This window comes from Psychrobacter sp. H27 (assembly GCF_059072655.1).
In genome coordinates this window covers 1,695,782-1,721,381 of sequence record NZ_JCACRX010000001.1, presented here as the reverse complement: position 1 = coordinate 1,721,381, position 25,600 = coordinate 1,695,782, and the positions used below count along the sequence as shown (strand labels likewise).

Genomic DNA, 25,600 nt, shown 5'->3' with positions numbered 1-25,600 from the left:
AGCTATTGACCAATTATCGGCCCAAATAGGACTCAATAACCGCTTCATTGGCTTGCACTTCCGCCAAAGTACCTTCGGCTAATATCGCCCCTTGTGCCAATACTGTGACTTTTTCACTGATAGCATCGATAAAAGTCATGTCATGCTCAACCACCACTAGAGTATGATTTTTCTTTAGTCGTAGACATAGCTCTGCTGTATGCTCGGTTTCGGCATCGGTCATGCCTGCTACTGGCTCATCGAGCAAAATAAGCTTGGGGCTCTGCATCAGCAGCATGCCAATCTCTAGCCATTGCTTTTGACCGTGAGAGAGCAGCCCGGCAGGTTTGTTGGTTTTGTCGGTCAAACGAATTTGTTCAAGAGTAGCATCGAGTGTGTCGCGAGTATCGGCATCGAGTTTGTTAAATAAGCTTTTAGCAACGCGCTTATCTTTTGGCGCCGCAAGTAGTAAATTATCCATGACATTAAAATTTTCAAATACGGTGGGCTTTTGAAACTTACGACCGATACCTGCTTCAGCGATTTCTTCGGTAGATAGGCTAGCAAGGTTATGCGTTTGACCAAAAAATACACTACCGTCAGTAGGGCGGGTCTTACCAGTGATGACATCCATCAGCGTGGTTTTACCTGCACCATTGGGACCAATAATACAGCGTAGCTCGCCCTCTTCGATATAGAGTGAGAGATTGTTGAGTGCTCGAAATGAATCAAACCAAACGCTCACATCTTCTAGGTATAGCGCAATACCGTGGCTAAAATCGACGCCTGATGGCTTAGGATGACTGCGTCCCGTACCGCCATGAGTACGCCCATACTCATTGATAAGCTGCTCAGTCGTTGATGGTTTATCACTTAGCATTATTGTTTCTCCTTTTTGAATCGGTCAAACAAGCCCATAATGCCATTGGGTAAAAACAAGGTGACTACGACGAATAGCCCGCCTAATATCAATAGCCAAAACTCAGGGTAAGCGACTGTAAAGTAGGTTTTGACCGCATTCACCACACCCGTTCCCAAAATCGCACCGATCAAACTTCCTCGGCCGCCAGTCGCGACCCAGACTGCCATCTCGATTGAGTTCACAGGGTTCATTTCACTCGGGTTGATAATACCGACTTGCGGCACATAGAGCGCGCCTGCGATACCAGCAATGACAGCGGACAATACCCAAGCGGATAGCTTGTACCATAGGGTACGATAACCCAAATACTGCAAGCGGTTTTCGCTATCGCGAATCGCACCCAGTACGCGTCCATAAGGCTGGTTCATCAAATGACGCAAACCCATGTAAGACACCAGCAGTGCCAAAGCAGTCACGAAACATAGCACGGCACGGGTTGAGGCAGCCGTAATATCGTAGCCTAAAAGGGTAGTGAAACCAGTAAAACCATTATTACCACCGAAGCCTGTTTCGTTACGGAAGAATAGCAACGCTGCAGCATATACCATTGCTTGGGTGATGATGGAGAAATATACGCCTTTGATCTTGGAGCGAAAGGCAAAAAAACCAAAGATAAAGGCAATCAGTCCTGGTACTAAGACTACTAATGCTACTGCCCACCAAAAATGCTGCGTACCTGCCCAGTACCATGGCATCTCAGTCCAGCTCAGAAAACGCATAAAATCAGGCAAGCCATTGCCAGCAGTCTCACGCGTTAAGTACATACCAAACGCATAACCACCCAACGCAAAATATAGACCATGTCCCAAGCTTAGAATGCCAGCATAGCCCCAGACCAGATCTAGTGCTAATGCTACCATCGCCAGTGCCATGATCTTACCAATAAGCGTGATCCAATAAGCTGAGAGATGAAAAGGTGAGGTCTCTGGCATTAGGTGTAGCCAAGGGAGTATTAAAAGTATGGCAAAACATAAACCGATTAAAATGGCACTGCGCCGCGAGTCAGACAGTAATTTGGTCAGTATCATAGAGCTCTCCTTATTCGACAAAGCGGCCTTTGAGGGCAAATAAACCTTGTGGCCGCTTCTGAATAAACAGAATCACAAGAACCAACAGCACAATCTTAGCCAATACTGCGCCAATACCAATCTCAAGTACGGTGCCACTGACACCCAATCCCAAGGCGGCCAATACCGCGCCCCACACTTGTCCGACACCGCCCACAACGACGACTAAAAACGTATCAATGATATAGGTCTGACCCAGATCAGGACCGACGTTGCCTACTTGCGCCAGTGCACAACCTGCCATACCAGCCAGCCCAGAGCCTAGACCGAATGCCATCATATCGATGCGTGCTGAAGGGATACCAACGGCACGCGCCATTTGACGGTTTTGAGTGACGGCGCGTATAAATAACCCAAAGCGAGTCTTGTTGAGCAAGTACACCAGTAGCGCCACGACGATGACCGTAAACACGATAATGGCGATACGGTTATAAGGTAGTACTAGGCTTGAGGACACTTGATACGCACCGCTGAGCCATGCCACGTTACTGACTTCAACGTTTTGTGCGCCAAAAATCATCCGCACCAGCTGCATGAGAATCAGACTCACGCCAAAGGTCGCTAATAGTGTCTCTAGCTCACGACCATATAACGGACGAATGACAATGCGCTCAATAATCATACCGATGATGGCGCTGACCAAAAATGCTGCGGGAATAGCAACAAGCAAGTACCAGCCCGCCATGTCTGGCATATAAGCTTGGAATGCGTTTTGCACCATATAGGTGGTATAAGCGCCAATCATGATCAGCTCACCGTGCGCCATATTAATGACGCCAAGCAACCCAAAGGTAATTGCAAGACCAAGCGCTGCTAGCAATAAAATACTGGCCGTACTCATACCAGTGAAAATATGCCCCGTCCACGTGCTTATCTGAATACGGCGTGCCACGCTATCTCTGGCATCAATTAGCGCTGCTTCGAGCGTAGGATCCACGTTATCGGCTGCAAGAGCGGACTCGATATCAACCAATACCTGCGGGCTGTCGCTATCGGCGAGTAGATTGACCGCGGCGATCTGAGTGGGGAGGTCACCGTTTTTGAAGTCAATACGAGCTTGTAGTGCGGCTAATGCTTTTTTGACTTTGGTATTGTCTTCATTTGCGGCTGCTGCTGTGATAATGGCTGGATCGACTTGATCGATGTTATTAGCCAAAATCTCCACCGCTTGCAGGCGCTGAGCTGGCTTATCAGATTCGAGCTTTACCTTTGCCTGTCCAAAAATAAGCGCTGAGCGTAATGTGTTGGTCAACGTTATTTGTGATAAATCACTAGGCCAGTCTGACGTTTCTTTTTTGTCAGGATAGGTAAATAGCTGATCCTCTGCATTGAGCAAATAAGTCTGTCCATCATTGCCTTGGTATAGCTCGTCATTTGCAATCAACTCAACCAAACTGTCCAAACTCTCAACCGATCCTGGCCAATTGCTTAGCATGGCTTGGCGTTGACTAAAGTCTCCTGCCACAAATTGGGGAATAGCATCGCCTACAGTTGCTTGGCTAATCGTTGCTGGATGAGCAGTGGGAGATTTTGCAGGCGTTGAGGCATTAGCAGGTGTGGTCAATGACTGATCATTGTTTATGCGTAATGTGTCATTACCGTCGGTCATTGACTCCGATGTCGCAGCGACGGTGTTCGCAGATTGAGTGGCCTTAATCATATGGTCATGGGCATGTTCTGTATTACCATGGTCACCGTGATCAGCATGTGCAGTGGTGGCCAAGGTCGTTATGAATAACGTGGTGACTGCAAGTAGCCGCAAAATCGTGCACACTGAAAAACGAGTGACGTGCGTCATTAGCCCGCTTAACGATGCTTGTTGAGCGTTATCATTTTTGGACGATATTTGCCCTGCAAATGGGCGTAAAGTGTGGCGCTGCATATGCGGCTCCCTATGTTTTACAGACAACAAACCTTCAGCCTCTACCGCTCATGTCTTAAGCGATAAAGGTTTGATAAAGTTTGAAGGGTTTTAAAAGGTCAAACATAACTATAAAGTCAAACATAGCTATGGCGGTTGAACGCGCTCTGATTCGTGATTATGCTCAGGCGTTATAGGCTCACCAGCCATATATTTGTCAGCATACAGTCATTAAAAATACGATCTATTTAGGAATGTACTCGCTCCAAGGCTGAGCTTGGATGACTTCTGGCGTCTTAAAAATCGTATCAAATTGACCATCGGCACGAATTTGACCAATCATGACAGGTTTCCATAAATGATGGTTTTCCTCATCCATTTTTAGCGTGTAGCCTGAAGGCGCATCAAATGTCTGTCCAGCCATGCTAATACGTACTTTATCGACATCAGTGGTACCTGCTTGTTCAACGGCTTGTTTCCACATATTGATGCCCACATAGGTGGCTTCCATCGGATCATTGGTCACAACCTTTTCAGCATTTGGTAGTTTTTGATCTAGTGCATACTGCTTATAACGTTTGGTAAAGTCGCTGTTGGTTGGGTTTTTGATCGACATAAAGTAGTTCCATGCCGCCAAATGCCCTTGCAATAAACTGGTATCGATGCCGCGTAGCTCTTCTTCACCGACTGAGAATGCCATAACCGGAATGTCTGAGGCGTTGATACCTTGGTTGGCAAGTTCACGATAGAACGGAACATTTGAGTCGCCATTGATGGTAGAGATTACGGCTGTCTTTTTGCCTGTTGAGAACTTTTTGACATTGGAGACGATGGTTTGATAATTACTAAAGCCAAACGGTGTGTACTCTTCCATGATGTCTTCATCAGCAATACCTTTTGACTTTAAGAACGCCTTTAAGATCTGGTTGGTGGTTCGTGGGTAGACGTAATCAGTACCTAACAGTACAAAGCGTTCTGCGCCGCCACCTTCTTCACTCATTAAGTATTCAACCGCGGGTATAGCCTGCTGATTAGGCGCTGCGCCAGTATAAAAGATGTTTTCTGATTGCTCCTGTCCTTCGTACTGCACAGGATAGAACATCAAGCCATTTAGCTCTTCAACCACTGGTAATACTGACTTGCGTGATACTGATGTCCAGCCACCAAAAATAACATCTACTTTGTCTTGGGTGAGTAGTTGACGGGCTTTTTCAGCAAACAACGGCCAATCAGAAGCAGGATCAACGACCACAGGTTCTAGCTGTTTGCCGAGTACGCCGCCGCTGGCATTAATCTCATCGATGGTCATGAGTGCCGTGTCTTTTAGAGAGGTTTCGGAGATTGCCATGGTGCCAGATAGTGAATGCAAAATGCCCACTTTGATGGTGTCGCCATCAGCAGCAGGAGTCGTCGTTGTTTCTGTAGTGGTTTCGGTTGTTGTCTCTGTAGAGGTCGCCGTTTCAGCAGGTTTTTGACAGCCAGCGAGGCTCAAGCTACCAACGACAGCGATGGTTAATAGTGAGAAGCGAGATTTGATTTTGCTGGGTAAGTGAGAGTCAACACACTGAGGATTGGCTAAAGTTGGTAACGAAAACATGGACATCTCCTAAATAAACACAAAAAGTAAAAATACTGCTGCTGAACAATAATTAAGACTTCAAGTTCTGTGCCAAGTCAAAAAAGTCAGTAATCGAGTAATAATTGAGCAATAATTAAATCTTGTCGGTTGTTTTCATTAATTTAGTGCACGATTGTTAATAAAAGTGCACCATAAAGGGGAGAGGAATAAAAAGTTGGTGCAGTGTATAGAGCAGCACACTGAAATAGAGAAGCTCTCATTCAAAGACCTGAGGCGATAAAAAAGTTTCTATTAAAAACGGTCAAAACGGCTACGGTAATCTTGCTAAGATAGAGGTTCTCTTATGCGCTTATCTGATATAAGACTGACGGTGACGCTAGGATAATTTCATTTTGAGGAATGACGTATGAATGTCCACCTAACACACTGGTCTGTCTCAAATGATCGTACCAGTATATTGTCTGCGTTCGCTCGAATGACGCGGCTCAATGTCCTGCCAGTGATATGCGGTAGCAGTGCAGTATGGGGTATATCTAGTGCACAAGCAGCTATCAGTAGCGTCGAGCAAGTGACTATCTATCAGGGACTGGCAAGTGTCACACGTTCGTTGCCTATCACAGAGAGTGGCGAGCAAACCGTGATATTCTCTTGCCTGTCACCTTATATAGATAAAGAAAGTCTAAGCGTACAGGCAATAGGTAATGTCAATATTGGTGAAATCAGTATTGAAGCGTTGAGTGGAGAGCAAGCCGCCCAATGCCAATACCAAGGCGATACTAAAGTGCAGACGCAGCAAAACACTCTAGCCAGTATCAATGCTGAATTAGAAGCGGCGCGCTTGGCAAAAGCATACTTACAAAATTTGACTAAAGCCACGCAAGTCAACACAGCGAGTACGATTGCAAATAACGCACGCGACATAGAAGCGCAAGCAACCCGCATTAACCAAAAGATTTTTAATATTGAGCGGCGACAGGCAAGTGCCCAAGACGCACTGAATCAGCTGATGGCGGGCAGCGCAACGTCAACCTCCAATGATGTGACACAGGTAAGTGTGCGCACTGCCAGTCGCTTGCCAAGTAGCGTTAAATTGCACTATCAAGTACAGGGTGCAGGTTGGGAGCCTACGTATCAGGCGCGTCTCAACACCAATAGTGATCAGTTGAGTCTCACCGCCTCGGCGATCATCGCCCAGCAAACGGGTGAGAACTGGACCAACGTACCTGTCACTCTCAGTACCGCTAATCCCAACCAAAGTGCGACAGGACAACTGCCATATGTACCGCGCCTATCGCTATATGAAGAAAACCAAAATGCTCAGTATGCATCAGCTATGGCGGATAACACGCCTGTAGTCGTGTCTGCAAGAGAGAGCTATAGCGACGACTCTAGCTCGCCAAATATGGCGCCGCTACCGAACTTTACGGTCAGTAGCCAGAACAAAAACGGTATCATCGAGTATCGGTTAGCGCAGCTGGTGAGTATCCCTAGTGATGGTAGACGGGTACGCACAGTTATTGGCGAGCAGTCTGGCGGCAGTAAGCTGTGGGTTCGAAGTACCCCTAGCGTTGAGACGACAGCGTATTGGTATGCATCAGCGCCATTTCTGACGCCAGAGTGGGTGGATGGGTCATTACAGCTGTACCGTGATGACAACTATGTCGGACAGTCGCGCTATAATTATCAGATGCTAAAAGAGCAGGGGATTGGTTTTGGCCGTGATTCAAATATTCTCGTGAAAGCGCTGATCAACGAAGATAAGCAAGGTGAAAAAGGTGTGCTAAGCCGCACACAAACCTTAACGACTACCCAAGCCTATCAATTTACTAACCAGCATAACCGCGCTGTACGCTTGCAAGTACTAGGTAGCGAGCCTATCAGCCGCGATGATAGTCTGAAAGTTACAGTCACCCACACGCCGCCTATCACTGATCGCAATTGGAATGACAATCAAGGCATGGTGGCGTGGGATTTTGACTTGCCGAGTAAACAGTCACAGGTTATACGCTCAACGTCTCAAATCAGTTACCCTGCTAATAAAATATTGAGTGGTAATTGATAACCGGCGCTTGATTAGTAAATCAGCTTTAAGTGATGATTTTTATTTTTACCGAAAATCTCGCGCCCAACATAAAATAATAAAAGGAATGCTATGTGTATTGTTGCCATTGCTTGGCAGTTATTTGACGAACTACCTTTAGTACTATTGTCCAATCGCGATGAGTTTTTACAGCGTCCGACGGATCCGCTACATCAGTGGGCTGACCAGCCTATTTATGCAGGACGTGATAGCCAAAGCGGTGGGACTTGGCTGGGCATTCATCAGCAGCCACTGCCAGATAAAGAAGGAAGCGTTATATATGAGCAGAACGGACGCTGGGCGGCAGTATTGAACTTTCGTGATGGTGTGCAGGCAGGTATTAATGAGCGTTCACGAGGTGAGCTGGTCACCCATTTTTTGACTAGTATGCTTAGTCCGATGACATTTGCACGGCAGATTGATTTGCAAAACTATGCAGGCTTTAACCTGATTATTGGTGACGCCACTCAAGCTGTCATCGTTAATAATCGCGGTCATGCACCCACGCCATTATATGCAGGTCTGCATGTCATATCTAACGGTCAGCCAGAATCAGCTTGGTTTAAGACAGAACGTCTGCGCGGCAGGCTGCGCCAAGAGGTGTTGCCATTGATTGCTGAGGACAGTTCGGCTGAATACTGGCAAGCGGCGGCATTCGATGTACTATCGGATAACACCAAAGCACCAGATGATCAGCTGCCAGAGACAGGTATGAGCACTGAGATTGAGCAAACCTTGTCCTCTGTTTATATTGAACCAATAGTTTTTGGTGATGTTAAAACCAACACACCAACTTATGGTACGCGAACTCAAAGCATTTTGACATTACGCAAAGATAGAGATGCAGATTTCACGACCGATATCATCAGCCGAGAATTTGACGGTAATCCAAAGTAGTCATCAATAGCGTTTTGAGAGTATAGGTCTAGGAGCATAAAAAACACCCACGGTAATTGCTAAAAATTCTAGCTATTATAGTGGGTGTTTTGCATCGTACTATTGAGTAACTCATTACATAAGCAGATGGTTATTCTGCTCAGGAATGATCAGTTCTTGCTTTAGGGGGAGTTCGCGTACCAATTCTTGCAAGGCACGGCGATAAACGCCTCGTTTAAAGTGAATTACTTGTCCGAGTGGGTACCAGTAACTGACCCATTGCCAATGGTCAAATTCAGGCTTCCCTTCATCGAAGCGAATATGTTGAGTATTTGGCTCATCTAAGCGTAGCAAAAACCATTTTTGTTTTTGCCCAATACACAAGGGGTGCTGGCCATGACGTACATAACGTTTTGGCAAACGATAGCGCAACCAGTCTTGCGTGACTGCCAATAAGTCTACGTGACGCGGATGTAAGCCGACCTCTTCCCAGAGCTCGCGATACATTGCATCCATCGGCGTCTCCCCGCGGTCGATACCACCCTGCGGAAATTGCCAAGCGTTGTGACCAATACGTTTTGCCCACAGAACCTGCCCTTGTGTATTTGCCAAGATGATGCCGACGTTGGCGCGAAAGCCGTCTGCATCTATCATGACTAAACCTTTTAATTTGTTTAAAAATAGCTCGTCCTAGATCCAAATCATAATAGCAATCGTAATTATTATAAGGTGATTGTTATTGATATCTGCCTAAAACGAGTTTCATTACCGTTATTAAACCAAGAAATAAGCAAAATGTGTAACAGTATTTTGCTATAAAATGTTTCACGAGTTTTACCTTTTAAAATCAACTATTTATAAATGAACTCTTGTATGTTTATAAGATAATGGTTTTGTAGGCGTGGTAATGAGCAGCGACAAATGCACTATTCCAAAACAATCAAAAGGTTTACGAAATAACAGCTTTATCAAAAATCGAAGAGTAAGAGTAGTGTATTTACTCATCGTGACACGGTAGCAGAACAATGGCTCTATAAAATCTTGCTTTGGCTTATGCTACACTAGCCAAGTGTTATATATTTCAAACAATAAAAATAGGCAATATGCCAATCAAAGTAAGGAGCATCTGCAATGTCAGAATCAAAAGCAAGCGTCACATGGCAAGAAAACAAAGCCTTTATGGGCGTGTCACCATCAGGGCATAACGTACAGCTTGATGCTGATAAAGAAAAAGGCTCAAGCCCGATGGAGCTGATCCTGCTAGGATTGGGTGGATGCGCCAGTTACGATGTCGTAGAGATTTTACAGAAATCACGCCAAGCAGTAACGGATGTACGTTGTGAGCTAACTGCCCAGCGCGCTGAGACCGTACCAGCAGTCTATACTGATATCCATATGCATTTCATTGTCACGGGTCAAGATGTCAAAGAAAAACAAGTCGAAAAAGCCATTAATTTATCAGCAGAAAAATACTGCTCTGCTAGCCGTATGCTAGTGGAAGGTGGGGTCAACATTACCCACGATTTTGAAGTGATTGCAGGTTAGGGACTTATACAATGATCAGTGCACTCTTTGACTTAGTTTCTGATAAAGTTGCCTCCGCTATCTGGGCGATGATAGCCGCAAGTTTACTGCCATGGGCAGTATCTTTAGTGGCAAAAATATCCGGTGGATTTAGAATCAGAAACAATGCGCATCCACGTGACTTTATGCAAAGCACTACTGGTATTGCTGCACGCGCTGATGCCGCACAAAAAAACAGCTATGAAACCTTACCTGTATTTTTAGCAGCTGTACTGACAGCGATGCTACTCTTTGTACCGCAGTCTATTATTAATGTATTGGCTTGGTTGTATGTAATGATTAGGATTGGCTACTGCACCGCTTATATTACCAACTTATCGACATTTCGCTCTATTCTCTGGGTATTGTCGATGGCATGTTGTCTAATGCTGTTTTATTTAGCGATACGAGTCAGCGTATAGCACTGCCCATTGTTACTTATAAAGCAAGCCACGTATGACTAGGTGATTATTTTTGCACACTCGCTTGTAGTGCGCTAATAATCACCGCTTTATTTTTTTCTCTTTTAATCCTTTCCCATAATGTTTGCGCCTCAGCATAGCCTTTGGTAAGCATACCTAGCCACTGCTTATAACGACCGACCAACACCACATCATTCTTTGCTGCGCCCTCCAAAAACTTAATCTGATGGGCGATCAAATCTTGCCATAACAATGTAGAGGCATTCTCTAGACTTTCAGTATTGCTCTCAGCATTAGCATTAGTATGGCTATCGACCTGTGCAACCAGATCGGGACGCGTGACTGCACCGCGACCTAACATCAAATGATGCGTTGCCGACTGCGTCATACAGTCATTTGCTTGCGCTGCTGTCCATATTTCCCCGTTGGCAATGACTGGAATATCGAGCGCATTAAAACTTTGGATTTTGTCCCAATAGGCAGGCGGCTTATAGCCTTGGGTCTTGGTGCGGGCATGAATAGTGAGCCAGTCAGCGCCACTTGCGGCAATCGCGCCGCGAATATCATCCATTCGGCTAGTATCGGTATAGCCCAAGCGAATCTTTGCTGATACAGGAATATGCGCGGGCACAGACAGACGTACTGCACTGATAATCTGATACATGGTTTCGGGTTCATCTAACAATACAGAACCCCCACGATGGCTATTGACCGTCTTGGCAGGGCAACCGAAGTTGATATCAATCGCAGGTGCGCCAAGCTCGCAAGCATAAGCAGCGTTTTCTGCCATCAGCTGCGCGTCGCTACCCAAAATCTGCACATGGATGGGCGTGCCAGAGGCGGTCTTGGCATCATGATGGAGTTCGGGGACGTACCTATAGAAAACATGCGCAGGCAAGACATGCTGAGTAATACGAATAAACTCACTCACTGACCAATCATAAGGACGCCCTAAATCTGATGCAATCTGCGTTAGAATTTGGCGCATCAATGGATCGGTCAAGCCTTCCATGGGTGCGAGGAGGCGGACGGGGTTGGCAAATAGGTTTTCTGATAGAGGCATATATTCAAAAGACTGTTTTTAATAAATGTAAAATAATTTCATTCTAGTATTATAGTCCTTAATAAATTAAAACAGGACTTTATTATGTCTGAAATACGAGTAGAGTCAGTCAAAAGTATTCCGCTTTATAGTGTTGTACCGTTAATTAATCATATAAGTTATGATTCATGGTTATTAAGAGTGTCTTTATTCTTTTCAACTGAAGAAATACGGCAAATGGTGTACGTCGATTTCACTGATATTATTGGATTTAGAGTATTAGATAATGGAAACCTTGTTGAATTTTGGAATGATGATTGCCCGAACGGTTGGCTATGGGAGGTTAACGATGGAGGTTGGTTCGACTTAGAAAAACAGCGAGAAGGCTTTGTAACAGGTTATTTTGAAAAAGACCTATTAACAGAGTATCTAGTAATCGGAATAGACGACTGTATTAGCATTCTATCCCCTAGTGCACCAAAAATTACTACAGTAGATCCTCTACTTTAAAAACAGATTAGCTACTTGGGATAAAATATGCACAATACGTTTAGAAGGTGGTTAACAGAGTTAGAAGACATGGTAGTGATATGTGCTGAAGATATTCATCAGGAAGCAGCGCAAAACATAGTTAGCTTTGGCTTTAACCAAGATCTACTTGTAGAGTGGAGCGAAGATTCTGTCATAGAGTTTATTAGTAAATGCGCTAATTTATATCATAGAAAAAGTGGTGTTTCAGAAATGCTATTTTATGCATGGTTCGATGAGCAAGCAGGACAAATCAGAATTTCTGCCGTCAGCCAGTCGCACAAAAAACTGCCTTTTAGATGCGAGCTAAATCAAGTGACTTTAAATGAACTGGTGAACGGAATCTATGCTGATGATTCTGGCTTATATACAAAAGGGAAGTTAGATATATGGCAACAGAAGGTTTAAAAACTAAAAAGAGCTCAAGACCCAAAAATCACTTTTTTCCCTGTCTGTAATCCAGAGATCAAGTCTTTAATATTGTGAATGTCTAAATTACTCTGCGCGCGCGTACAGGCAACATAGAGCAAGCGCAATTCCTCTGGGCTTATCTTGACCGCATTAGTGGTCACATCATAATAAAAGTCATCATCGAGCTGTACTTTGCCCCACTCGAGCCCTTTGGCTTTGTGCGCGGTCGAGATGACATAGTCCGCATTGTCAATACTGGTGAGACTGTTGACCGCTTGGCTGAGTACATTAGTGCCGTGGTCATCGACCAGTTTGACCAGTGTTTTCAAATCGCTGCCTTCATTGGTTTCAGCGTACTCTTGCACATCACCCCAATTATAGAAATAAGCCAGCTCAGGTACACCGTAGGCCGACTTACCATTTTTTAAGTTTTCGGCTGCCTGACAGAACTTGAGCATACGATCGGTATCTGCTTGTAGCGCAACGCGATGCCCGTGCTTTAACCCTGTGAGTAGTTGTGACATCGCTGCGGCATTGGTACGACAGAGAATAGCGTCTTTTTTACTATGTACCATGCCTTTATCGGTAGAGGACTGTTTGTTCGGATTGCCCTTTAGTGGCACCTCTTCTTGTAGGGCTTTTAGCAAGGTATTGGCCACTTCTGCAATCGGTTCACCAAAGCGAAAGGACTGCGTCAATAATGTCTGCGGTAGTGGCAGTTTTTTCATGGCATTGACCGCGCCGCGCCATTCATAAATCTGCTGATGCGCATCGCCCACATAGATGACTTGTCTCGATTGCTGGGTCAAAATGCCCATCATCAAGGGGTCAGCATCTTGCGCTTCATCAAACAAAATAAAATCCGCAGGGATACTAGGCTTGGATAGCGCCCATAGTTTAAGGTAAATATCATGGCCGATACCTGCAGGATGACGCGCATCGATCGATTGTAACCAGCGTTGCTCAACAGCAGGGTAGAGCATCTCACGCAGTTGCTCTGCGTCCGACGCATCGAGCCAACTGGGGAACAGGATATGCCTTGGCGCAGGGTAGCTGGCATGTGTACTACAGAAATTACTGACCGCATCGCTGACGAACCGAGATAACCTGGCTGGCGTGAGCGTAATATATCTATTGACCCCATCCATTTGCCGACGTACTTGCACAGGCTGCAGTCCCAAGTCGTCACCCAGACGTTTGGGTGAAAAGCGCGGCAAAGACAGCTTTGCGGTAATATCACGAGCGACATGTCGATAGGCCAGCGAGTGAAACGTACGGCATTCTACATGCGGCGGAAACTTCTGCCGTGCATCATTGGCAATGGCTTTGTTAAACGCCAAATATAGACCGCGCCCACGTAAACGTTCCCCAATTAGCTTGAGGGTCGTTGTCTTACCAGCACCTGCATAAGCGACCACTTTAAATGACTTGTGATCCATCGCCATATTCAGCGCGGCAAGCTGCTCATCAGTGGGGTCGCTCATATAAGCTGGCATCGATGCGGACATAATAAAGTTACCTAAAGTACAAAAAATGATTAAAACACAAGGGGCAAAAAAAGCCATTGGATAAACAATGGCTTAGAGATGATGATGGTGCTAAAACGTGATAATAAGCGCTAAGCTTACTGATGGGACAAGAAGAAAATATGTGAGCAGTTTACAGCACAGTTTTATGTATCTAGTCTCATTCTAATCTAAATTAGGACCTATTGGACATCCAAATAGGGCACTGGTGAGACTATTTTTTGACTGCTGATGTCAGATTAGGGCTTGTCTCTTCTTTTATCAAAATTTTTGCCAGAAATAAACCAAGCTCAAACAACAGCCACATTGGAAAGGCTAACATCAACATCGATACCCCATCAGGTGGCGTGACGACGGCAGCCACAGCAAAACAGCCAACAATGATATAACGGCGTTTTTCTTCTAGACTTTGAATGGAGACAATGCCAGCCAATATCAATAGTAAAGTGACAACGGGAATCTCAAAGGTTAAGCCAAATACCATAAATAGTTTTAAGGCAAAACTCAGATAACTATCGATATCGGTCATCGGTAGTACGTTTTGCGGGGCAAACAAAATAAAGAATTTTAAGACGCCTTTTAGGACAATAAAATAAGAAAAGGCCACACCTGCATAAAACAAAAATATCGAGGACAGGAGGACTGGAATAGCAATTTTCTTTTCTTTTTTGTATAAGCCTGGCGCGACAAATGACCAAATTTGATAGAGGATATAGGGCATCGCCAAAAATGCAGCAACGAAGACCGTCAGGCGTATCGGTGCCATAAAGTTGGATGTGATATCAGTGGCAATCATCGTTGAATTGGCGGGCAACTGCGCAACTAGCGGATCTGACAAAAAATTATAAAGCTCACGTGAATAACCGACTAATGCCAAAAATATGACTAAAACAGCCACGCATATTTTGATCAAATGCCGGCGCAGCTCGATTAGGTGCTCGGTAATGGGCATGTCGCCCAACGAGCTCAGCACGTCATCTGCTGCTTTGTCTTTAGGATCGTTTGCTGTATCTGTATCTTGACCAGTGATATTGGCAGGGCTGTCTGAGTGCGCGATTTTTTCTTGGCGGCTTTTTTTGCGTTTGAATAATTGCATCAATCAGTCTCCTGCTTGTTGTCAGAAGTCTGTATATCTATAGGGTTATTTAGCAAAGTATCGGCTTTATAATTTGGTACATATGGGGGAATCGGTAAACGTCTTGCCTTGTCATAAGCACCGAGGCGAAACCACATGTTTTCCCATGGCCGGGTATTTATGACTTGAGTAATTGGAACGACCCTATCACTGTCATCGCTACTGTGGTCACTCTTAGATAGTTGGTTATCTTCTAAAGTATCTTCGCGCGTATCAGTGGCATAACGATAGTCGAATGCTTTTGGTGTGGCTGATTTTCGATGAGGGGTGCCGTTTTCTTTACTCTCTTCATTATTGCTATCATTTGTGACGTCATCAGACATTGAAGATGGACTATGTGAGCTTTCAAAAGCTTTCATGTTGCCACGCATCTCAGCCATCTCACGTCTCATATCAGCTTCGGTTTCGCGAATTTTGGCAAGCTCTTTTTGCATTTGTTGGCGTGTCTCAGCCAGATCCAACTCTGCTTCTATCTCGGACTGTAAGGTCGAGACGGTGCGACGAATTTTGGCATACCATTGCCCAGCCGTACGCGCTGCCTGCGGCAGTTTTTCTGGGCCCAAGACAATGAGAGCGATAACGCCAAAGAGGAGTAATTCAGAAAACCCAATATCAAACATAATGGTCCGATGTCACTGTCTAAATGCTATACATTATGCTTATCATCAACCTTGGTGGTTGCTGTGCGCTCTTCGGTATGGGCTGTGCCGTCGTGATCAAGCACCACGTGTTTTTTGGCGTGTTCTGTATTTTCGTCTTTGACCGCTTCTTTAAAGCCTTTAACCGCACCGCCTAAATCTTTGCCAGCATTTCTAAGTTTTGAAGTGCCAAAAACGACAACGACAACAACCAATAGTATTAGCCAATGTGTAATAGAAAAACTACCCATAACGGTATCCTTGTGACTTGGTTTTGTGACTTAGTTTTCAGTCTTTATATGTATATTTTGCAGTTACAAAAGGTTTACGTATCAAACAAAAAGCATCGACATATAAGTCGAGATAAAACAGAGATATATTATAACCTGCAGTTATTACAAATAGATGAAAACAACAGTAATCAAATAAAAGTGATGCTTATTGCATAAGTGCTATCTGGCAGCCTTTTCATCGATACCTGACAACCCAAAACGTCTGCCCAGTTCGCCCAACACAGCATCTGACTCAATATCAAACCACGCCAGTCCAACTAGGGTGTGAAACCAGACATCTGCCACTTCATATATTAGCTCGTGACGCGCCTCGTCATACTGCGCCTTATCCCTACTTTTATCACAGTGAGCAAAATCCTTAGCAGCGATGATGCTCTCTGTACTTTCTTCACCGACTTTTTCTAATATCTTATTTAAGCCTTTGGCATATAGACTGGCTACGTATGAACTGTCAGCATCGGCTTGTTTTCGTTCTGCTAAGACTTGATCGAGCTGTTGTAGTACAGAGGCTTTATCAACTGACTCTTGGTTAGTAGCAGAATCAGCATGGGTATCATCTTTCTTGCCTTCAGGCATATCGTTAGTAGTTTTTGTAGCATGATAAATATCAGCAGGGTCTTTTAGTACCTTATCAACCGTTTGCCACTCTGGCGTTGGACCAGATAAATCTAAACGCTGATAAAAGCAAGATTCACGGCCCGTATGACAGGCAATACCGCCCGCTTGCGTGACACTAAGGACAATCACGTCAGCATCACAGTCTAGACGAATATCATGCACCGTCTGCGTATGACCTGATAATTCTCCCTTGTGCCATAATTTGGCACGCGAGCGCGAAAAATAAACGGCGGTCTTTGTTTGTGCCGTTAGTTGTAGTGCGTCGCTATTCATCCAAGCCATCATCAAGATACGACCTGACTGGTGATCTTGAGCAATCGCAGGAATCAAACCATCATCGTTAAAAGTTACGGCAGTCAGCCAAGCAGGTAAAGTCATAATGAATCTATCGTCTTATAGGTAAAAGGTGAAAAAGATCAATAAGCAATTATACTACTTATGAGTGAAGCAATGTTATGAGTGAAGTAATGAAGGATGCGAGGAGATGATTCGACAAGTTGTATCAGATGAATACTGATTAAAATAAAAGTACGCTATAGCCCACTATTTTACAGCCTAAATAAATGCGGATACAGCGCTTCTTTGGTCGTCTTATCGAGTTTGACTACTTTATTGAGGCTAAAGTCATAATTGACAAAGTGCTGCCGTGATTGTGCCATGATTTCACCAGTATGCATACGGGTGACCTTTATGACTATGTGACCGCCATTGTCATATATTGGCTCCACACCGACTTCGAATAAAAGCTCTTCGCGCACTCGTATACGGCTCATGATATCTAGCTGCAATTGATCAATAATCAAACCCTGTTGCTCTGCGTTGATATCCTTAATACCTTTGGCTTGTAGGAATCTAAGACGTGCCTCAGACAGGAGTGCTGTTAGAGACTCAACGGCCATATGCTGTCCCAAGTCAATCTCAGTATGACGCACACGCATCACTGTCTCAAAGACGAATAAGTCATCTTCAAATGCTAACGCTTGTTCTGACACACTATCTCCTAAAGTGATGGTAATTGATTACGCCACCTATCATGCGAGAGGCGAGTAGTATTACAGTGATTAAGACCTTATAGTACAGCTATATGTAGGCGATAAATACGCTTGATTCAATGGCACGCGTATCATGGAAACATACAGTACATACTTAAGCACAGCTTAAGCTGACATTCAATCTATTTGGAGACAAATTAGATATTTTATTGGAATTTTTGGCAGTGCTGTTAAGGCTTGTATTCTATTGGCTACCCGTCTTTATTATTCACCAGAGCCAAGCCAAAACTTTACTTGGCAAAACAACGCACTATCTGCTAAAATAGCGCCTCCCACCTCGAGGCAAATAGAGGTTTGGTTGTTATTTATGATAACAATTGGCCAGCATGACTATTTGACGACCAGGTTCTAAAACAGAAAAAGAGGCAAATCATCATGAAAAACAAGATGAAAACCAGAAGCGGCGCAGCTAAACGCTTCAAAAAAACAGCGAATGGCTTCAAGCGTAAGCAAGCATTCAAAAGCCATATTTTGACCAAGAAATCACCTAAGCGTATTCGCCAGTTGCGTGGTCTTAAGTTAGTGCATAAATCTGACGAAGCAGCAGTTCGTCGTATGTGCCCATACATCTAATAGCCTACCGTCATCTATATCTAATCAGAAATTATCTGATGAAATGATATTTGACTTTGCAATCTGACAATGGTGTTTGTCATTTGACAACATCATCACTCGCTTAACAGTGATCAAAAAAATCTTGGAGTAAATTATGGCCCGTGTAAAACGTGGTGTACAGGCAAATCGCCGTCACAAAAAAATCTTAAAGCGCGCAAAAGGCTACTACGGTGCCCGTTCACGTGTTTACCGCGTAGCGGTACAGGCAGTGACCAAAGCTGGTCAATATGCTTATCGTGACCGTCGCAACAAGAAACGTACTTTCCGTCGTCTTTGGATCGCACGTATCAATGCTGGTGCACGCTTAAATGGCTTAAGCTATAGCCGCTTTATCAATGGTATGAAAAAAGCAAACATCGCAATCGATCGTCGCGTTCTAGCAGACATCGCTATGCATGATGCAGCAACTTTCACAGCATTGGTCGAAAAAGCAAAAGCGGAATTGGCCTAAATATTAACCGTCCTTTAGATATGATGCTTTTAAATAATTATTTATAAGTAGTTATCTAAACGGATAGGACTAATATTGATTAATAGTATGATATTAATAGAAGCTACCGCTGGTCGGTGGCTTTTTTTATATTAAATTATTCCATGCCTAATCGATGTTGAGACTGTATCGACAGTAAATACGCTTATCATCGACTAAATATTCAAGCCATTCTAATAGCCAGTCTCTCTGTACATTCTGTATATGAATATAACTGGATAAATGGTTTGCAATATTTGGTCAAATCCCTACAATTAATTGTCCGTTTAAATCAGGAATAATGCGTCTTATGACTAACCCTGCTGCTACCAACGACTTGTCGGCGTTACCGACCTTGTCTTCAGAGCTAAGTGAGCTCAATGAGGCTCAACTTACTGAGTTTGCGAGTGCTGCTGAAGCTTTGATTGTGCAAGTAACTGATGCGCGTACACTACAAGACTTACGTGTGCAATTGACTGGTAAAAAAAGCCCATTGACAGGTTGGTCAAAGCAAATGGGTAAACTCGATGCCGATAATAAAAAGATCTATGGCGGCTGGTTGCATCAAGTGCGTAGTCGCATTCAGCAAGCACTTACTGATCAACAGCAGCAATTAGAAGTGGCTGCGCTCAACGCCAAGTTAGAGAGTGAGAGTATTGATGTTACTTTACCCGCTCGCGGTGGTCAAAAAGGTCATTTGCATCCAGTAACGATGATTACTCAGCGCATGCAGCAGTATTTTATTCAAGCAGGCTTTAATGTCGCAACCGGCCCTGAAGTTGAGAGTGATTACTATAACTTTGAAGCATTAAACATTCCCTCGCATCATCCTGCACGTGCGATGCATGATACTTTTTATTTTGATGCGCATTATCTATTACGTACGCATACCAGTCCGGTACAGATCCGTACCATGGAAAAAAACGAGCCACCAATTCGTATTATTTGTCCTGGCCGTGTGTACCGTAATGACTCAGACCAAACCCACTCACCAATGTTCCATCAGCTAGAGGGACTTATGGTTACCGAGTCGAGCACGTTTGCTGAGCTAAAGGGTTTGATCAGTGAGTTTCTAGAAGCGTTTTTTGCCAAAGAGCTAACCGTGCGCTTCCGTCCTTCGTTTTTCCCATTCACTGAGCCGTCTGCGGAAGTAGATATCTTGGATGATAACGGCAAATGGCTTGAGGTAATGGGCTGCGGCATGGTGCACCCACAAGTATTGACCAACTGCGGTATCGATAGCGACAAATATACTGGCTTTGCTTTTGGTATGGGTATCGAGCGCTTTGCGATGCTGTATTACGGTATCGATGATTTACGTTTATTTTTCCAAAATGACGTGCGCTTCTTAAAGCAATTTGGCTAGAGTGCTTTTGTTGATATAAAAGTGCCCCTTGTTAATATAGCAAGTTAATTTGCCAAGCTTTACTCCAACATCTTTATTATAAAATTCTGATCCGAGATATTTATGAAAATTAGCGAACAGTGGCTACGTCAATGGGTAAATCCCAACAATACTAGTGAAGAGTTGGCCGAGCAGCTAACCATGGCAGGGCTTGAGATTGATGATCGTTATGCCGTTGCCCGTGAGTTTAGTGGTGTGGTTATCGGTGAAGTCATCAGTGTTGAGCAGCATTCAGATGCAGATAAACTGCGTGTGACGCAGGTAAATATCGGCGCTGCTGAGCCATTACAAATCGTCTGCGGTGCGCCCAATGTGACCGTCGGTATGAAAGTACCCGTTGCAACTGTCGGTGCGGTATTACCAAGTGACGATAGCAAAGGTTTTAAGATTAAAAAGAGCAAGCTACGCGGTGTGGCCTCAAATGGCATGCTGTGCGGCGCTTCTGAAATTGACTTGGTCGATGACATCGATGGCTTGCTTGAGTTGCCTGAAGATGCACCAATCGGTACTGATATCCGTGAATACTTAGGTCTGGATAATCAAATACTGGACATCTCTATCACGCCAAACCGTGGTGATTGCTTTAGCGTTCGCGGTATTGCTCGTGAGATCTCAGTCATCAATGATTTGTCTGTACAAATACCAGCGATTCCTGACAACATAGTCGCTTCTAGTAATGGCACAACACCAGCGGTAACCGTTGATGCAGTAGAAGCATGTCCTCGATACTTGTTACAATCGATTAGCAATATCGATCGCAGCATTGAGACGCCGAAATGGATGCGAGATGCGTTGGTACAGTCAGGTCTACGCTCGCATGGCTTTTTAGTCGATGTGACCAACTATGTGTTGATGGAGTTGGGGCAACCGTTACATGCGTTTGATGCTGATACCATCGTCGGTGATATCGTTGTACGTTTGGCACAACCGTCTGAAACCCTTACTTTACTCAATGAGCAAACCGTTACCTTGACGGGTGATGAGCTCATCATTGCTGATGATAAAGGTGCCTTGGCCTTAGCTGGTATCATGGGTGGACAGCGCAGTAGCGTCACGGATAGCACCACCAACATTGTGTTAGAGAGTGCTTTCTTTAATCAGCTTGCTATCGCTGCACGCGCACGTCGTTTTGGTCTACATACTGATGCCTCGCAGCGTTTTGAGCGTGGCGTCGACTTTGAATTACCACAGCTGGCGTTGGCACGTGCTTGTGATCTGATCACTAGCATCACGGGCGGCGAAGCAGGTCAAATAGTAACAGTTGAGACTCTCGAGCATCTCCCAGCACGCGCGCCAATTACATTGCCAATCGCAAAAGTTCGTGATGTCATTGGTATTGATATTGAGCCATCAGAGATGGTACGTATCTTGACTCAATTGGGTTTTGACGTCACGCAGCAGAGTGATGAACTGGTTTGCATACCGCCATCTTATCGTTTTGATATGAGTATCCGCGAGGATTTAATCGAAGAAATCGCTCGTATCTATGGCTATGACAATATTCCAAGCGTATTGCCACATTTGCAAGTCAGCATGGATTATGACGATACTGCAGATTTGACGCATCAGATGAAGCTGGCATTAGTTGATAATGGCTATATGGAAGCTATCAGCTTTAGCTTTAGTGATGCAAAACTAGAAGCATTACTTGATGATGAGGCGCTAGGGGAGGTATTGGCACTGGCAAATCCTATCTCTAGTGATTTGGCTGTGATGCGTCGTACGTTACTATCGAGCCTACTGCCTTGCGTGCAATACAACTTGAATCGTCAGCAGCCGCGTGTACGTTTTTTTGAGACAGGTCTTAGCTTTGTTGGACAAAGTATTAGCGAGTTGGTACAAACGCCAAGCATTGCTTTAGTTGCCGTTGGTGATATATGGAGTGAGCAAGCGTATCAAAACCGTGCCTTAGATTTCTATGACCTAAAGCATGATGTTGAGCAGCTATTACCAGCACAAATCGATAGCGCCCGTATCCGCTACGAGCGTAGCACGCTGAGCTTCTTGCACCCTGGCCAAAGCGCTGAGTTGTATATCGATGATATATACGTCGGTTGGTTGGGTCAGCTGCATCCAAGTACGGCAAAGCAACTAGATTTGCCAACGACATGGGTTGCTCAATTGTCATTAGCACCGCTATTAACGATGGCTCGTGAGCAGCATGCGATCACCACGCCAAGTAAGTTTCCACAAGTACGCCGTGATATTGCTATCTTAGTTGACAGTGATATCAGTTTGCAGACCTTAGAGTCAACGGTGAGAGCTGCGGCAGGGGACTTGTTGGTTGATTTGTGGCTGTTCGATGTGTATCAAGGGGATAACGTGCCTACAGGTCAGCGTTCATTGGCGTTTGCATTGATATGGCAAGACAGTACTCAGACCCTATCTGATGACGCTGTAAAGACTGCTACGAACAATGTCGTACAGGCATTAACAGAGCAGCACTCAGCGCAGTTACGCGATAGCTAATTTTTAGTACTTAAAACACCCAGTGCTCTATAGCCTTTTACTTATTAGGCTATAGAGCATTGTTATTCGTAAAACCATTATCTATAACCTTTTTTGTTTATAGAATACGTTAAGTCGTTATTAATAAAGGATTTTAATGCATACTGTGTTAAAAAGCAGTCAAAAAACCTTTATAATGACTACTCTTAACCTCATACCGCTAAACCATGATATTCGACATCACGACATAGCATAGGAGTCGTACTGTGAGCACCTTAACCAAATCTGACATGATTGAGCACTTGATGAGTCACCTGAACCTAACACGCCAAGAAGGCCGCTGTTTGGTAGAGAACTTTTTTGATGAGCTGTCAGATAGTTTGATTGATGGCAAAGAGGTCAAGCTATCAGGCTTTGGCAACTTTGAGCTTAAAGATAAGAACAGCCGTCCCGGTCGTAACCCAAAGACAGGGGAGCCAGTTGCTGTATCTGCTCGCCGCGTTGTTACTTTTAAAACGGGACAAAAGTTTCGCCAAAAAGTCGATGAGCGTTTATTTGATACTTGATGTGTTGTTTAGTAGGAGCTCAAATGATGCTCTAGTAGCGTTTATTATTACTTTATAGAGCATCTACTGTGGTCTTTTATATCAGTGTTATAATATATAGTTCTGATATCGCTATAGCAGCCGAGACTAGATACAGCATGCGATATTAACACCATAATTTGGACATAAAAAAAGAGAGCATATGCTCTCTTTTTTTTACTACAGTGTATCTATTGTATGAACAATAAATTACTGAGCTTCTTCAACTACTACTTCGTCAGAAGCTTCAACAGCAGCAGTATCAGTTTCGCTAGCTACGTCCATGCTAGTAGTCGTACCGTCTACAGGAACTTCAGCGTCCATTTCGTCAGTAGCAGTAGCAGCTTGTGCATCAGCGATGTCAGCTTCAGCATCAACAACAGCAGCTTCAGCATCAGCAGTCATTTCGCCTTCAGCAGCAGCTTCGTTTAGCTCTTCAGATGCGTCTTGCACTTCTTCTTGTGCGTCAGATAGATCTTCAGCAGCGTTTTCTTTGCTGCTATCACAAGCAGTTAAGCCCATAGTTGCAGTCATGATACCAGCTAGAGCAAGTAATTTAAGTTTCATAAGGTTTTCTCCGGAAAAATGAAATGAGCAGTAGCAGCAACAAAGGCTGAATTCCAAGATTTCTCAGAATCCAACTAGTCTCAGTTACAGCTACTCAGCTTTCACGCATTCTATATGTTTTCTATGTAAATAGGAATAGGCTGTACAATTAAGTAACAATAATATTTTCAATAATATTTTACTTTGTCTAACTGATAGTATTTTTAATACAACAAATAAAATTAATCGACGTATAATCAATGACATCAGCCTACTCAAGAAAGTGTTAGGTGCTTAATATTCACCATGGTTTTTGATTATTCTTGGCGTTTTACCTATAAGTAGTATAAGAAAATATATCAGTTCTTGAGACTATGAGGGACGAAGACAGCTGAAGTATTTTAGAATCGCTCGTTTTAGAGTATCTAACGAAAATATCAGATGGCTGAACAGAAAACCAATTGGAAACTTTGTACTAAAAACTGTATCACATAATGAATAACCAATACGAATGACTATAGATATCGTATATTTGAGGAACAAACTATGAAATGGCAAGGCAGACGAGGTAGCTCTAACGTACAATCCAGTAAGGGTGGCGGTAAGATGATAGGCGGCGGTATTGGCGGTATTATTATTGCTGGAATTTTATGGCTAGTCTTTGGCGTCAATCCAATGACCGCATTACAAACAGGTCAGGTGGTTGCTGGTGGTGGTAGTAATGGGACCTCTACCGAGCCTGCGACCAGTACTGATCGGGATACACAGTTCGTAAAAGTGGTACTGGCGGATACAGAAGAAGTATGGCATCAGATATTCAATGAAGGAGGTAGTACTTATAAAGAGCCCTCGCTAATTCTTTTTAATGGTCAAGTCAGCTCAGCTTGCGGTAGTGCCAGTTCAGCGACAGGTCCATTTTATTGCCCTGGTGATCAAACAATCTATTTAGATACCTCGTTTTTTGTAGAGATGCGTCAGAACCTTGGTATCTCAGGAGATCAGCAAGGGTCAGGTAGTCAAGAGAACCAAGGCAAAGCAGGAGATTTTGCGCAGGCTTATGTCATATCACATGAAGTCGGTCACCATGTGCAGACGCTACTTGGTATCAGTCAGCAAGTTAACGAAGCTCGTCAGCAAGTCACGCAAGCACAATCTAATAAATTATCAGTATTACAAGAGCTGCAGGCAGATTGCTTTGCGGGTGTATGGGCGCAGCGTAATCAAGAGCGCGTACAGTTCTTAGAAGCAGGTGACATTGATGAAGCTGTGAATGCTGCCAGTCAAATCGGTGATGATCGTCTAGCACAAGCTAGCGGCGGGGCAGTTGTTCCTGATAACTTCACTCACGGCACCAGTCAACAACGTGTGGAATGGTTTACTCGTGGTCTAGAGAGCGGTAACGTACAATCTTGCGACACCTTTAGTGGTGCGCTCTAGAACTATCAGTAGCGTGAGCTAAAAGCGACGTATACTAAACCGTAAACACCACAGCTCACATATAACACTAAAATAAAGACATTAAAAAAGCCTGCAATTGATTGCAGGCTTTTTTAATATCTTGTATCTGATATTACCAACCTAACAGTCAGAGAATATCAAAGTAAAGTACTATTAGTTGTTATCAAGAACATAACCACCAGCACCGCCGATAGCTGCACCAGCTAACGCGCCACGAGCGATATCTTTGCTGTCGCCTTTACTTCTGATAAGTGCGCCAGCAGCAGCACCAGCAGTTGCGCCTTTAGCAGTGTTGCTCATGCCACCGTATGAGTTACAGCCAGTCATGATTAGTGCTGAACTAGTAATTGCAGTCATTGCGATTGTTTTAGCAAATTTCATATTATCACCTATTGAGTCGTCAAGTTAGAATACAGAACTTTTAGAAAGTAGTACCCATTGTATTTTCAAATATATTTCTACTGTCTGCCATAATAGTCGGTT

Annotated in this window: 26 protein-coding genes; 12 read left to right on the top strand and 14 right to left on the bottom strand. The window is 44.1% G+C overall.

The annotated features are described in order from the left end of the window. Positions 1-13: 13 nt before the first annotated feature. From urtD to urtA, 4 genes are all read right to left on the bottom strand, one after another. Positions 14-859, bottom strand: a complete 846-nt coding sequence (gene urtD, locus AC5JPY_RS06935) for an urea ABC transporter ATP-binding protein UrtD (RefSeq protein WP_443526696.1) — start codon at positions 857-859, stop codon at positions 14-16. Beyond that, the gene (gene urtC, locus AC5JPY_RS06930; protein ID WP_443526820.1) at positions 859-1,881 is read right to left on the bottom strand and encodes an urea ABC transporter permease subunit UrtC; all 1,023 of its coding nucleotides are present in this window, start codon (positions 1,879-1,881) and stop codon (positions 859-861) included. The genes urtD and urtC overlap by 1 nt, the downstream gene beginning before the upstream one ends. Positions 1,882-1,939: 58 nt before the next feature. Next, positions 1,940-3,577 (bottom strand): urea ABC transporter permease subunit UrtB, encoded by a 1,638-nt coding sequence (urtB, locus tag AC5JPY_RS06925; protein WP_443526819.1) that lies wholly within the window; start codon positions 3,575-3,577, stop codon positions 1,940-1,942. 496 nt (positions 3,578-4,073) lie between these two features. Continuing rightward, a complete protein-coding gene (urtA, locus tag AC5JPY_RS06920) occupies positions 4,074-5,426 on the bottom strand; it encodes an urea ABC transporter substrate-binding protein (RefSeq protein ID WP_443526694.1) in 1,353 nt (450 codons plus the stop codon). Positions 5,427-5,814: 388 nt separating this feature from the next. Between urtA and AC5JPY_RS06915 the strand changes: the two genes are divergently transcribed. Then, on the top strand, positions 5,815-7,467 hold the full coding sequence (locus AC5JPY_RS06915) for a DUF4139 domain-containing protein (protein WP_443526692.1): 1,653 nt from the start codon (positions 5,815-5,817) through the stop codon (positions 7,465-7,467). A gap of 93 nt (positions 7,468-7,560) precedes the next feature. After that, positions 7,561-8,385, top strand: coding sequence for an NRDE family protein (locus AC5JPY_RS06910; RefSeq protein ID WP_443526691.1), 825 nt, complete (start codon positions 7,561-7,563; stop codon positions 8,383-8,385). 114 nt (positions 8,386-8,499) lie between these two features. Here AC5JPY_RS06910 and AC5JPY_RS06905 read toward each other — a convergent pair whose 3' ends face one another. Continuing rightward, the gene (locus tag AC5JPY_RS06905; RefSeq protein WP_057761956.1) at positions 8,500-9,018 is read right to left on the bottom strand and encodes an RNA pyrophosphohydrolase; all 519 of its coding nucleotides are present in this window, start codon (positions 9,016-9,018) and stop codon (positions 8,500-8,502) included. Positions 9,019-9,495: 477 nt separating this feature from the next. On the opposite strand from AC5JPY_RS06905, the gene AC5JPY_RS06900 reads away from it, so the two are divergent. Next, on the top strand, positions 9,496-9,909 hold the full coding sequence (locus AC5JPY_RS06900) for an OsmC family protein (RefSeq protein WP_443526690.1): 414 nt from the start codon (positions 9,496-9,498) through the stop codon (positions 9,907-9,909). Positions 9,910-9,920: 11 nt separating this feature from the next. Further along, positions 9,921-10,349: an MAPEG family protein gene (locus tag AC5JPY_RS06895; RefSeq protein ID WP_319051611.1), complete on the top strand. Its 429-nt coding sequence runs from the start codon at positions 9,921-9,923 to the stop codon at positions 10,347-10,349. 46 nt (positions 10,350-10,395) lie between these two features. Here AC5JPY_RS06895 and AC5JPY_RS06890 read toward each other — a convergent pair whose 3' ends face one another. Beyond that, positions 10,396-11,412 carry a tRNA dihydrouridine synthase gene (locus tag AC5JPY_RS06890; RefSeq protein ID WP_443526689.1) on the bottom strand — a complete coding sequence of 339 codons (1,017 nt, stop codon included), beginning with the start codon at positions 11,410-11,412 and terminating at the stop codon, positions 10,396-10,398. A gap of 84 nt (positions 11,413-11,496) precedes the next feature. Between AC5JPY_RS06890 and AC5JPY_RS06885 the strand changes: the two genes are divergently transcribed. Beyond that, on the top strand, positions 11,497-11,901 hold the full coding sequence (locus AC5JPY_RS06885) for a hypothetical protein (protein ID WP_443526687.1): 405 nt from the start codon (positions 11,497-11,499) through the stop codon (positions 11,899-11,901). A 27-nt stretch (positions 11,902-11,928) separates the two neighbouring features. Next, on the top strand, positions 11,929-12,327 hold the full coding sequence (locus tag AC5JPY_RS06880) for a hypothetical protein (RefSeq protein WP_443526686.1): 399 nt from the start codon (positions 11,929-11,931) through the stop codon (positions 12,325-12,327). Between the two features lie 14 nt (positions 12,328-12,341). Here AC5JPY_RS06880 and AC5JPY_RS06875 read toward each other — a convergent pair whose 3' ends face one another. The 6 genes from AC5JPY_RS06875 to AC5JPY_RS06850 form a co-directional block, all read right to left on the bottom strand. After that, a complete protein-coding gene (locus AC5JPY_RS06875; protein WP_443526684.1) occupies positions 12,342-13,838 on the bottom strand; it encodes a UvrD-helicase domain-containing protein in 1,497 nt (498 codons plus the stop codon). Between the two features lie 232 nt (positions 13,839-14,070). Then, a complete protein-coding gene (gene tatC, locus AC5JPY_RS06870; RefSeq protein ID WP_443526818.1) occupies positions 14,071-14,808 on the bottom strand; it encodes a twin-arginine translocase subunit TatC in 738 nt (245 codons plus the stop codon). A gap of 143 nt (positions 14,809-14,951) precedes the next feature. Beyond that, entirely contained in the window at positions 14,952-15,611 is a 660-nt protein-coding gene (gene tatB, locus AC5JPY_RS06865) for a Sec-independent protein translocase protein TatB (RefSeq protein WP_443526682.1), read from the bottom strand. Between the two features lie 26 nt (positions 15,612-15,637). Further along, entirely contained in the window at positions 15,638-15,880 is a 243-nt protein-coding gene (tatA, locus tag AC5JPY_RS06860; RefSeq protein WP_319051606.1) for a Sec-independent protein translocase subunit TatA, read from the bottom strand. A 201-nt stretch (positions 15,881-16,081) separates the two neighbouring features. Beyond that, positions 16,082-16,918 carry a bifunctional phosphoribosyl-AMP cyclohydrolase/phosphoribosyl-ATP diphosphatase HisIE gene (hisIE, locus tag AC5JPY_RS06855; protein WP_443526680.1) on the bottom strand — a complete coding sequence of 279 codons (837 nt, stop codon included), beginning with the start codon at positions 16,916-16,918 and terminating at the stop codon, positions 16,082-16,084. 170 nt (positions 16,919-17,088) lie between these two features. After that, positions 17,089-17,532 (bottom strand): acyl-CoA thioesterase, encoded by a 444-nt coding sequence (locus tag AC5JPY_RS06850; protein ID WP_319051604.1) that lies wholly within the window; start codon positions 17,530-17,532, stop codon positions 17,089-17,091. 435 nt (positions 17,533-17,967) lie between these two features. Between AC5JPY_RS06850 and rpmI the strand changes: the two genes are divergently transcribed. The 5 genes from rpmI (at position 17,968) to AC5JPY_RS06825 (ending at position 23,095) form a co-directional block, all read left to right on the top strand. After that, on the top strand, positions 17,968-18,165 hold the full coding sequence (rpmI, locus tag AC5JPY_RS06845; RefSeq protein ID WP_011514608.1) for a 50S ribosomal protein L35: 198 nt from the start codon (positions 17,968-17,970) through the stop codon (positions 18,163-18,165). A gap of 136 nt (positions 18,166-18,301) precedes the next feature. Then, positions 18,302-18,658, top strand: coding sequence for a 50S ribosomal protein L20 (gene rplT, locus AC5JPY_RS06840; RefSeq protein ID WP_011281252.1), 357 nt, complete (start codon positions 18,302-18,304; stop codon positions 18,656-18,658). A gap of 328 nt (positions 18,659-18,986) precedes the next feature. Beyond that, positions 18,987-20,042: a phenylalanine--tRNA ligase subunit alpha gene (gene pheS, locus AC5JPY_RS06835; RefSeq protein ID WP_443526678.1), complete on the top strand. Its 1,056-nt coding sequence runs from the start codon at positions 18,987-18,989 to the stop codon at positions 20,040-20,042. A gap of 102 nt (positions 20,043-20,144) precedes the next feature. Next, positions 20,145-22,550, top strand: a complete 2,406-nt coding sequence (pheT, locus tag AC5JPY_RS06830) for a phenylalanine--tRNA ligase subunit beta (protein ID WP_443526676.1) — start codon at positions 20,145-20,147, stop codon at positions 22,548-22,550. A 245-nt stretch (positions 22,551-22,795) separates the two neighbouring features. Next, positions 22,796-23,095 (top strand): integration host factor subunit alpha, encoded by a 300-nt coding sequence (locus AC5JPY_RS06825; protein WP_058023539.1) that lies wholly within the window; start codon positions 22,796-22,798, stop codon positions 23,093-23,095. A gap of 228 nt (positions 23,096-23,323) precedes the next feature. On the opposite strand, the gene AC5JPY_RS06820 is transcribed toward AC5JPY_RS06825, so the two are convergent. Then, positions 23,324-23,680 (bottom strand): hypothetical protein, encoded by a 357-nt coding sequence (locus AC5JPY_RS06820; RefSeq protein WP_443526675.1) that lies wholly within the window; start codon positions 23,678-23,680, stop codon positions 23,324-23,326. Between the two features lie 525 nt (positions 23,681-24,205). On the opposite strand from AC5JPY_RS06820, the gene ypfJ reads away from it, so the two are divergent. Next, positions 24,206-25,096, top strand: coding sequence for a KPN_02809 family neutral zinc metallopeptidase (ypfJ, locus tag AC5JPY_RS06815; RefSeq protein ID WP_443526673.1), 891 nt, complete (start codon positions 24,206-24,208; stop codon positions 25,094-25,096). A 174-nt stretch (positions 25,097-25,270) separates the two neighbouring features. Here ypfJ and AC5JPY_RS06810 read toward each other — a convergent pair whose 3' ends face one another. Then, complete coding sequence (locus AC5JPY_RS06810) at positions 25,271-25,498, bottom strand: YMGG-like glycine zipper-containing protein (RefSeq protein ID WP_058023542.1); 228 nt, start codon at positions 25,496-25,498, stop codon at positions 25,271-25,273. Positions 25,499-25,600 lie beyond the last annotated feature (102 nt).

Bases quoted from the DNA above. Each gene is read 5' to 3' on its own strand.
- urtD (WP_443526696.1), bottom strand. From the start codon at position 859: ATGCTAAGTGATAAACCATCAACGACTGAGCAGCTTATCAATGAGTAT.
- urtB (WP_443526819.1), bottom strand. From the start codon at position 3,577: ATGACCGACGGTAATGACACATTACGCATAAACAATGATCAGTCATTG.
- urtA (WP_443526694.1), bottom strand. From the start codon at position 5,426: ATGTTTTCGTTACCAACTTTAGCCAATCCTCAGTGTGTTGACTCTCAC.
- AC5JPY_RS06915 (WP_443526692.1), top strand. From the start codon at position 5,815: ATGAATGTCCACCTAACACACTGGTCTGTCTCAAATGATCGTACCAGT.
- AC5JPY_RS06910 (WP_443526691.1), top strand. From the start codon at position 7,561: ATGTGTATTGTTGCCATTGCTTGGCAGTTATTTGACGAACTACCTTTA.
- AC5JPY_RS06905 (WP_057761956.1), bottom strand. From the start codon at position 9,018: ATGATAGATGCAGACGGCTTTCGCGCCAACGTCGGCATCATCTTGGCA.
- AC5JPY_RS06900 (WP_443526690.1), top strand. From the start codon at position 9,496: ATGTCAGAATCAAAAGCAAGCGTCACATGGCAAGAAAACAAAGCCTTT.
- AC5JPY_RS06895 (WP_319051611.1), top strand. From the start codon at position 9,921: ATGATCAGTGCACTCTTTGACTTAGTTTCTGATAAAGTTGCCTCCGCT.
- AC5JPY_RS06890 (WP_443526689.1), bottom strand. From the start codon at position 11,412: ATGCCTCTATCAGAAAACCTATTTGCCAACCCCGTCCGCCTCCTCGCA.
- AC5JPY_RS06885 (WP_443526687.1), top strand. From the start codon at position 11,497: ATGTCTGAAATACGAGTAGAGTCAGTCAAAAGTATTCCGCTTTATAGT.
- AC5JPY_RS06880 (WP_443526686.1), top strand. From the start codon at position 11,929: ATGCACAATACGTTTAGAAGGTGGTTAACAGAGTTAGAAGACATGGTA.
- AC5JPY_RS06875 (WP_443526684.1), bottom strand. From the start codon at position 13,838: ATGTCCGCATCGATGCCAGCTTATATGAGCGACCCCACTGATGAGCAG.
- tatC (WP_443526818.1), bottom strand. From the start codon at position 14,808: ATGCCCATTACCGAGCACCTAATCGAGCTGCGCCGGCATTTGATCAAA.
- tatB (WP_443526682.1), bottom strand. From the start codon at position 15,611: ATGTTTGATATTGGGTTTTCTGAATTACTCCTCTTTGGCGTTATCGCT.
- tatA (WP_319051606.1), bottom strand. From the start codon at position 15,880: ATGGGTAGTTTTTCTATTACACATTGGCTAATACTATTGGTTGTTGTC.
- hisIE (WP_443526680.1), bottom strand. From the start codon at position 16,918: ATGACTTTACCTGCTTGGCTGACTGCCGTAACTTTTAACGATGATGGT.
- rpmI (WP_011514608.1), top strand. From the start codon at position 17,968: ATGAAAAACAAGATGAAAACCAGAAGCGGCGCAGCTAAACGCTTCAAA.
- rplT (WP_011281252.1), top strand. From the start codon at position 18,302: ATGGCCCGTGTAAAACGTGGTGTACAGGCAAATCGCCGTCACAAAAAA.
- pheS (WP_443526678.1), top strand. From the start codon at position 18,987: ATGACTAACCCTGCTGCTACCAACGACTTGTCGGCGTTACCGACCTTG.
- pheT (WP_443526676.1), top strand. From the start codon at position 20,145: ATGAAAATTAGCGAACAGTGGCTACGTCAATGGGTAAATCCCAACAAT.
- AC5JPY_RS06820 (WP_443526675.1), bottom strand. From the start codon at position 23,680: ATGAAACTTAAATTACTTGCTCTAGCTGGTATCATGACTGCAACTATG.
- ypfJ (WP_443526673.1), top strand. From the start codon at position 24,206: ATGAAATGGCAAGGCAGACGAGGTAGCTCTAACGTACAATCCAGTAAG.
- AC5JPY_RS06810 (WP_058023542.1), bottom strand. From the start codon at position 25,498: ATGAAATTTGCTAAAACAATCGCAATGACTGCAATTACTAGTTCAGCA.